This is a genomic window from Hoeflea sp., assembly GCF_984452065.1.
This window is the reverse complement of the sequence record NZ_CFHWAF010000207.1, coordinates 1-5493: the sequence shown is the minus strand read 5'-3', so window position 1 is coordinate 5493 and position 5493 is coordinate 1. Positions and strand designations below refer to the sequence as shown.

The window sequence follows — 5493 nt, the reverse complement described above, 5'->3', positions numbered from 1 at the left end:
TGAAGGATGAGCTGGCAAAATCACACAAACAGCCGAAGCAAGCATAAGACAAGCATCGGGCTCTAGACACCTGAGGAAGGATTAGTCGCAAGCACTATCGGTAACTGAGCTACAGTTCGGAATCGACCATCACCAAGTTTCAATTGGACAGACAGTGTTGTTGGTTGCTCGAAATGGCATATTATTGGGCCAATGGCCATTAGGGCGTATCCCGTTTCACCAAATACCAGTTTGCCTCTTCCTGCCGAAAGCTGTTTTCGTCCTGCCTTTGCTCTTGCTTGAAATCTGAGCTCTTGCGGGGTTTCCGCCCTCAGTCCAGCTAGAAGTTTGAAGTTGAAGTCGGTTGGGAACGACGTGAATCTAGCGTCAGCTCCATAGAGACCTATTGCAATAAGTTTGCCTGTATCTTCACGACGAATATCATCGCATATCAGCGCAACTTCACACTTTGGCATGCTCATTCCACAGGTTCCAGTAAAGATTCAGGTGTAAACACTGCCTGATAATTGTTCGCACTTTCGATTGTGACTGGTGTGGAAATATCTGGTAAATTGTCTGCTTGCTCCTCGTCCTCCAAAAGCCAACTTGGTTGATTAGAATTCAGTAAAACATCCCTAAGCGGGTATCGGATCGTGAAATCCGCTTCGGCTCCACTCATAGCAAAGAGAAGATCACTGATAGTGTCTACTCGCCAATTTGAGGGGCCAGCAAACCAGCGAGAGATAACATCCTGATGTTTCTTTCCTAGCCTGCGCGCAAGTTCTGCACGCGTGATACCACATTTTTCAAACTCTTCCATAAGCAGCGAATACAAACGGCGTTGGTTTCTGGTGCGCATATATCGAAGTGTTGCTGTTGGAATTTTCTCATCCGAGACAGGCTCACACAATTGTGCATCTTGATAAGTACTCATCAGGTTCATTCCCTTTAAATTGTGGTATCACACCGAAGAGGTTAGCCCATTGATTATCAGCTCGATTGATTTCTGCTTCCCAATCCTCATTTGTTGCAAGATCTTCACGACATCGCCACGTGAGAGCGACAAAAAGGTCTTTTCCACCAAAACAGCCGAAACACCTAATGCGGGCTAATGGGTTGACGCAGCGAAGACTCCAAATTTCCTTCTTGACGGGATCGGTTCTCGCCAGGTCGGTCTCTGGTGGTTTGTTGAACGGGTCCAGTGATGCGCTCATATAGTCCCCACGAGTAAACGCATCCAAATTTGCCCGAAAATCAGCATACCGAGACCCCATGTAATTGTCCGGCCATTGACCGCAAACAACATCATAGACCTCACGTGACGCAAAAACCTCGCGAACAACAGCGTCACCCGGCATTGCTGTTGGCACAAACCGAAGAGCGCCGGAAGGTCGAAGCTCCTTTATTTTGTTTGTTATGGCATCATAGCTTGACATATAAGTCAACAACCCTTCATCGACAATGACTAACAGTACATTGGTTTGTAGACGAGTCGATCTGTTACTTGTCTGAAAAACCGTTGACAGCACGGGCAATTACAACTCCAGATTCTCACCGTAGCAACCGGACAAACGGGTGAGTGTCCTGAAGCCAGTGATCAAACGTTCCGTCGCAGCCGTCTTCTTCACCTTCGTTTGGCAGACATATGATGCGGTGCAGGCGTCAATGGCCGCCCGGAACCCCCTGCAGTCCGGCCTGCTCGACCTGAACCGCTATCAGGATCCGAAATCGGACGATGTTCCGCAATAGAGCGTGTCAGGGCCGCCGCACGCTCGTCGGCGCCTCGTAGAGCGCACGGATGCGCTCAATCGCATCGTGCAGGGGCTCACGCACAACCTGCATGGCGCGGCCGCTGGCATGCAGGACGGTATCGGCGTTTTCGACGATGGCGACATGGCCCTTCCAGAAGACAAGATCGCCCCGTGCCAAACCCGTATAGTGCTCATCACACGCCACCGGCCGTCCGATCGCCCGCTCCTGCATGTCCGTGTCGCGCGGTACCTGGCTCCCGCACCGGGCCATGCACAGCTGCACCAGCCCGGAACAATCGACGCCGAAGCCGGACCGGCCGCCCCAGAGATAGGGGGTCTGGATGAATAGGCCGGCGACGTCGACATAGTCCGATGCGATGTTCAGGATCGGCTCCACATGCTCGGCAACGACAGCGCCGCCGCCCGAAAGGGTCCGGTAAAGCGTGCCGCGTGTGGTCGTTTCGCCGACTGTTTTCAGGCGGCTGCCCATCGAACATGCATCGATGACCGGGCTGCGCAGATCGGCCTCGCTGTAAATGAAGGTGCGCGGCACGCTGACCGTGTGATCTGCCTTGTCCCGACCTTTTGCGATGCCGTCCTTGCGGACATATCCGACATAACCGTCCTGCTTGAGCTGGACCCAGCACCACCCGCCCCGCTCGTCGAAGACCTCGATTTCCTCGCCCAAAAGCGCCTGCGTGCCAATGCTGCTCGACCCGTCGGGCCTTGTCTTCAGATCGAGAACCGGCAAGGTCACATGATATTGCTCGCCGGCTACATATCGGTCGGCGACCAGATTCGCCTCCAATCGGATATCGGCGAGGTCCGGACGGAACACGTTGAGCCTCGGGTCGAGATCACTCAAAGGGAAAGCCCCCTTCCTTCATCGATGATGATATCTCCGAGCCGTTCCAGATAAAGCGCTCCGTCAACCGTTCGCTGGATAACCACATTACGGCGATCACGCTCGTCACGGATGCGGCGCACGAGGCCCATGGCTCCCATGGAATCGAGCGCCCTCGTTATCACCGGTTTCGTCACGCCAAGGGTCGATGCGAGGCCGCGGACCGTGTGCGGCGGCGGGACGAGATAGATGTGCAGCAGGATACAGGTCTGCCTCAAGGTCAGGTCAGGCGCGTCGGACTGAACAAGCTTGAGCGTGGCGCTGTGCCAAAGATGAAGGGCCTGGGAAGGGCTCAGTGCAACACTCATGGCCGCCTTCCGGTTCAAGCGGAGCAGGAATTGTTTCGCTACCGTACCATTCTGCTGCAGCGGCGTCAAAATCGGCGCCGACCGCCTCATGCCGGAAAGCGCAGCCTCAGCATCTCATAAAGCGCGCGGATGGCCTGTGCCTCACCGCCGACCGGCGCATGGGGTTTTTCCTTCGGGTTCCAGGCATAGATATCGAAATGCGCCCATTCCCGCGCCTTTTCGACAAACCGCCTCAAAAACAGGGCTGCAATCACCGATCCCGCCATGCCGCCGGCCGGGGCGTTGTTGAGATCGGCGATGGGCGAAGACAGATTGCGATCATAAGGATCGAAGAGCGGCATGCGCCAGACGGGGTCGTGTACGCGCGCCGACGCTTCGAGCAGAGCGTCCGCAAAGGGGGAGCCCAGACAGTAAAACGGCGGCACGTCCGGACCCAACGCAACCCGCGCGGCGCCGGTAAGCGTTGCCATATCGATCATGAGTTCGGGCTCTTCCTCGTCGGCCAGCGCCATGGCGTCGGCGAGGACGAGCCGCCCCTCAGCATCGGTGTTGCCGATCTCCACGGTCAGTCCCTTGCGGCTGGTCAGAATGTCCCCGGGCCTGAATGCGTTGCCCGATATGGCGTTTTCAACGGCCGGGACAAGCACCCTCAGCCGCACGGGCAATTTTGCGTCCATAATCATGGAGGCAAGACCCATGACATTGGCCGCGCCACCCATATCCTTCTTCATCAGGAGCATTCCCGATGCCGGCTTGATGTCCAGACCGCCGGTATCGAAACAGACCCCTTTGCCCACCAGGGTGACCTTGGGTGCGTCTCCATTGCCCCATTGCAGATCGATCAGACGCGGCGGCACAGCGCTTGCGCGCCCGACCGCATGAATCATCGGGAAGTTGTTCTCGAGGAGTTCGTCACCGACGATCGATTCAATGCGGGCCGCGTGCCTGTCGGCGAGTGTCCGCAGGCCGGATTCCAGGTCGGCCGGGCCCATATCGTTCACGGGTGTGTTGACGAGGTCGCGTGTCAGATAGCAGGCCGCCGCGATGCGTTCGACCGCGCTCCTGTCCGCCCGTGGCGGGAAAACCAGACGGGGAGGTTTTTTGTCGGCCTTCCTGTATCGGTCGAAACGGTAACTCCCGAGCGCAAAGCCGAGCGCGTGCAAGGGCTCATCCCCCGCGTCTTCAGACAAATGCCAGTTTCCTTCCGGAAGCTTTCGGGCAAGGCTGGCCGCAACAAAGGGGACGTGAGCCTTGTCGTCACCGATCCCCAGTATGGCTCCGGCAAGCGCGCCCGCGCCATCCGGCAGGAGTTGAAGTTCGCCGGCGGCGCCCCGGAAGCGCGTCCCGGAAATCCATGCGCGTATCTGCGGATCGAGGCCCGCGCTTTCGATCCCGTCCTTGCCGACCAGATAGACCGGCAGGGACGCCGCGCCTTCTTCGGAAAAACAATCAACTGTCATCGGTACCTCGGCCTGTGTCGTTAACCATCCATTAGGGTTAACGGAATATTTATGGAAGAGAGGGCAGTTCATCTGAAACTAATGCATTCCGCGGCCGAGTGGAATCACCTGGCCGCAGGAATGTGCGGCGGAAAATCGGACGGAAACGGGGTCGTCAATGGGCAGCACGAAAAACACACGCCGCACAGCTTCCAGACTTTCAAGATCGGTCTGCGCGCTCGCGGTGGTCGCCGTGCTCGCCGGCTGCGCGAATGTCAGCAAGATCAAGACCGGCTCGATACCGTCCGGCAACAAGCCCATCGCGCAGATGAACAGTTCCGAGCTTTCCCGGATGGAAGGCAAATACGCTTCCGCCTACAAGGCCAATCCGAAGGACAAGGCCGTCGGCATCAACTACGCGACCCTGTTGCGGATGACAGGGCGCAACGAGCAGGCGCTGGCGGTCATGCAGCAGGTCGTGATCAACCATCCGACCGATCGGGACGTTCTTTCGAGTTACGGCAAGGCGCAGGCATCGGCCGGGCAGCTGGAACAGGCACTGAACACAATCCGGCGGGCGCAGACACCCGATCAACCCGATTGGAAACTGCTTTCGGCGGAAGGCGCCGTGCTCGATCAGCTCGGACGATCCAAGGAAGCGCGTCATTTCTACCGCAAGGCGCTGGATATCGTTCCGGACGAGCCCTCGGTCGTCTCCAATCTCGGCATGTCATATCTGCTTTCAGGCGACCTGCCGACGTCCGAGACCTACCTCAAGAGAGCCGTCGCCCTGCCTGGCGCCGACAGTCGCGTTCGCCAGAATCTCGCCCTTGTCGTCGGGCTGCAGGGTCGCTTCGACGAAGCGGAACAGATTGCATCGGCGGAACTGTCCCGGCAGCAGGCACAGGCCAATGTCACCTATCTGCGGTCGATGCTGCAGCAACAGAACGCCTGGTCGAAACTCAGCGACAAGAGAAGCTGAGCCACATGCGCGGCAAATTCCGCTGAAAGGAAAAATGGCCCGGCTGGAAAACCGGGCCATTTTTCATTTTATTGCCGTCTTGCCTCAGAAGGTATCGAAGACGCTTATCATGGCCGGCCCGAGGATAACG

Annotated in this window: 7 protein-coding genes; 2 read left to right on the top strand and 5 right to left on the bottom strand. The window is 57.4% G+C overall.

The genetic code is table 11. From position 1 onward, the window contains the following. Positions 1-457: 457 nt before the first annotated feature. Both AC5E6N_RS23080 and AC5E6N_RS23075 read right to left on the bottom strand, forming a co-directional pair. Complete coding sequence (locus AC5E6N_RS23080; RefSeq protein WP_491750005.1) at positions 458-913, bottom strand: helix-turn-helix domain-containing protein; 456 nt, start codon at positions 911-913, stop codon at positions 458-460. After that, complete coding sequence (locus AC5E6N_RS23075; RefSeq protein ID WP_491750004.1) at positions 882-1514, bottom strand: hypothetical protein; 633 nt, start codon at positions 1512-1514, stop codon at positions 882-884. The genes AC5E6N_RS23080 and AC5E6N_RS23075 overlap by 32 nt, the downstream gene beginning before the upstream one ends. 40 nt (positions 1515-1554) lie before the next feature. Between AC5E6N_RS23075 and AC5E6N_RS23070 the strand changes: the two genes are divergently transcribed. After that, a complete protein-coding gene (locus tag AC5E6N_RS23070; RefSeq protein ID WP_491750003.1) occupies positions 1555-1728 on the top strand; it encodes a hypothetical protein in 174 nt (57 codons plus the stop codon). 6 nt (positions 1729-1734) lie between these two features. Here AC5E6N_RS23070 and AC5E6N_RS23065 read toward each other — a convergent pair whose 3' ends face one another. From AC5E6N_RS23065 to AC5E6N_RS23055, 3 genes are all read right to left on the bottom strand, one after another. Beyond that, positions 1735-2595, bottom strand: a complete 861-nt coding sequence (locus AC5E6N_RS23065) for a C40 family peptidase (protein ID WP_491750002.1) — start codon at positions 2593-2595, stop codon at positions 1735-1737. Continuing rightward, positions 2592-2942: a MarR family transcriptional regulator gene (locus AC5E6N_RS23060; RefSeq protein ID WP_491750001.1), complete on the bottom strand. Its 351-nt coding sequence runs from the start codon at positions 2940-2942 to the stop codon at positions 2592-2594. The genes AC5E6N_RS23065 and AC5E6N_RS23060 overlap by 4 nt, the downstream gene beginning before the upstream one ends. Before the next feature lie 86 nt (positions 2943-3028). After that, entirely contained in the window at positions 3029-4402 is a 1374-nt protein-coding gene (locus AC5E6N_RS23055) for a leucyl aminopeptidase family protein (RefSeq protein WP_491750000.1), read from the bottom strand. A gap of 157 nt (positions 4403-4559) precedes the next feature. On the opposite strand from AC5E6N_RS23055, the gene AC5E6N_RS23050 reads away from it, so the two are divergent. Then, positions 4560-5363 (top strand): tetratricopeptide repeat protein, encoded by an 804-nt coding sequence (locus tag AC5E6N_RS23050; RefSeq protein WP_491749999.1) that lies wholly within the window; start codon positions 4560-4562, stop codon positions 5361-5363. Positions 5364-5493: the final 130 nt, after the last annotated feature.